Raw genomic sequence first — 2,373 nt, forward strand, 5'->3', positions numbered from 1 at the left:
TATTGGATTTTACCTCAATTAAGAAATATTCAATCTAGAGGAATGATAGCAAAAGCAAAAGATAAATCTTGTTATTATGAATTACAGTTAATTCATAATTTACCTAAAAAAATACTTAATCAAGATTTTGATGAAAGTGATATTTCATTTTTAAATTTTCAAGCTAAAACATATACTGAGAAATGTAGTTCAAAAATAAGTATATTGTATGATGGCAATGTAAAGCATATCAAAATGTTATTTGATTTGGTTCCTAATGAATTACGTAACCGATTACGATGGGATGGACCTGTTATCTAGAATTTTTTATAATGTTATTCATAAATTAAATGGAAAAAGATGATAGATTCTAACTTTAAAATCGACTTTTTAAGTGACAATAAATATGAGAATATTACTATCGAAATTTCATAAAAAATAAATATTTTGTCAATTAAATAAAGATAGTGGAATCGATAAAATAGAAATTTAATTTTTAATGATAGCAGATTTTTAAGTAAAGATGAAAAGCATAAATTTACTTTAGATGATTTTATGACTATTTTTAATAGTACCAAATTAGATTTAACTAATGTTTAATATTAATCCATCTTCTATTTTAGAATATGAGCCTATGCAGTTTAAGTATTGTAGGTAATTAAATTACTATTAGTCCTCTAAACCATTTACGTATGGATCATTGGATCGGCTAGGGAATACCTGATAGTGCAATTATTACATTAAAAAGCAATTGTAGTGACGAGGTTTTAGGTGTCTCAATAAAAGAGGCATTTACGCGTTGTATTAGTCGGAAAGTTTAAATGGATACTAAATAAAATCACCTTATACCTAATTATGGGTAAGGTGATTTTTTATTATATGAATTTATCTATGAATAATAATCAATTAATAAATTATTTACATACTGTCTATCCAGAGCTTCCTATCAATATTCATAAAATAAAGGGGTATTCTGATGATGAGATAAAAAAATTTGAACGTTTATATCGTATTAACGTAACAGAACAACTATATGATTTTCTAAGTTGTATGGGGCGTTGCAGTGGTGGTTTTTTGGGGTGATCCTTTCATTATGATGCTAATACAGGTGAATATATTAGTGTAAAGACATTAAATACCCAAACAGCCTCAAGGATTAAAAATCCAAAATCAATAGAAAATACATTAAATACATATATTTCAACTATAGATAAATATTCAGGAGAAAGAAGGGGAAGAGCTGAGATTTTACCAAGTGATGTTAAATCAAAAACTCTAGAACTAGGTGTTCCTGCAAGAACAACCAAAGAACAATGGGATGCTATTAATGACTCTATCAAAAATGCATCTTCAAAAAATATTAAGATTAATATTACAATAGTTGAGGAGTAAATAGTGTCTATATCAAAAAAAAATAATTCAAGAGCAAATGTCTATTTTAACAATGATTATTATATTATAATAACCCTTTCAAAAAGTGGTATTTATTTGATGGATTTTAAAAAAGGTTATAAGGTTTTATCCAAAGATCCACTTGATGCTGATTTGGGTTTTTTTACAAGAAATGCATTAATCCAAAGCGAAATATTAGATGCTAATTCATCTGAATATCATGAAATGCGTAATGATGAAAAATCATATTCTGAATGGATAAAGAAAATAATTAAAGAGTATGATTATAAAAATAAAACGACACTATTCAAAAATATGAACTTATGTAGTGTAAATGTGACTGATGGTATCATATTTATTATTCCTTATGATCACTTACGATTGGATAATTGGATTGGTAAAAGCATACCTAACAACGCAATTATTACGTTAAAAAGCAATTGTAGTGATGAGGTTTTAGGTGCCTCAATAAAAGAAGCATTTACACGTTGTGTTAGTCGAAAATTTTAATTTTTTAGGATTAAAATCATAATAATTTATATTGCTTCTTTATTAAGTAATTAAGTGTTAATGACTAAAAATGAAATATATATAGATATGATATATTGGATTTTACCTCAATTAAGAAATATTCAATCTAGAGGAATGATAGCAAAAGCAAAAGATAAATCTTGTTATTATGAATTACAGTTAATTCATAATTTACCTAAAAAAATACTTAATCAAGATTTTGATGAAAGTGATATTTCATTTTTAAATTTTCAAGCTAAAACATATACTGAGAAATGTAGTTCAAAAATAAGTATATTGTATGATGGCAATGTAAAGCATATCAAAATGTTATTTGATTTGGTTCCTAATGAATTACGTAACCGATTACGATGGGATGGACCTGTTATCTAGAATTTTTTATAATGTTATTCATAAATTAAATGGAAAAAGATGATAGATTCTAACTTTAAAATCGACTTTTTAAGTGACAATAAATATGAGAATATTACT

The 2,373-nt window shown here is 25.5% G+C and carries 5 protein-coding genes; all 5 read left to right on the plus strand.

Annotated features, from left to right (window positions below):
* Nucleotides 1-300: zinc ABC transporter substrate-binding protein (locus GWJ01_RS09725; RefSeq protein ID WP_202611179.1), on the plus strand; the 300-nt coding region annotated here is incomplete at its 5' end.
* A 558-nt stretch (nucleotides 301-858) separates the two neighbouring features.
* Nucleotides 859-1,062, plus strand: coding sequence for a hypothetical protein (locus GWJ01_RS09730; protein ID WP_109393465.1), 204 nt, complete (start codon nucleotides 859-861; stop codon nucleotides 1,060-1,062).
* 33 nt (nucleotides 1,063-1,095) lie between these two features.
* Nucleotides 1,096-1,371 carry a hypothetical protein gene (locus GWJ01_RS18975; protein WP_326490321.1) on the plus strand — a complete coding sequence of 92 codons (276 nt, stop codon included), beginning with the start codon at nucleotides 1,096-1,098 and terminating at the stop codon, nucleotides 1,369-1,371.
* Nucleotides 1,372-1,374: 3 nt separating this feature from the next.
* Entirely contained in the window at nucleotides 1,375-1,881 is a 507-nt protein-coding gene (locus GWJ01_RS09740; protein WP_109393466.1) for a contact-dependent growth inhibition system immunity protein, read from the plus strand.
* A gap of 60 nt (nucleotides 1,882-1,941) precedes the next feature.
* On the plus strand, nucleotides 1,942-2,274 hold the full coding sequence (locus GWJ01_RS09745; protein ID WP_161711025.1) for a zinc ABC transporter substrate-binding protein: 333 nt from the start codon (nucleotides 1,942-1,944) through the stop codon (nucleotides 2,272-2,274).
* Nucleotides 2,275-2,373 lie beyond the last annotated feature (99 nt).

This window comes from Proteus sp. G2618 (assembly GCF_009915995.1).
GTDB lineage: Bacteria > Pseudomonadota > Gammaproteobacteria > Enterobacterales > Enterobacteriaceae > Proteus > Proteus terrae.

Excerpts from the sequence above, each read along its gene's own strand:
- GWJ01_RS09745 (WP_161711025.1), top strand. The coding sequence starts at position 1,942 with ATGACTAAAAATGAAATATATATAGATATGATATATTGGATTTTACCT.
- GWJ01_RS09730 (WP_109393465.1), top strand. The coding sequence starts at position 859 with ATGAATTTATCTATGAATAATAATCAATTAATAAATTATTTACATACT.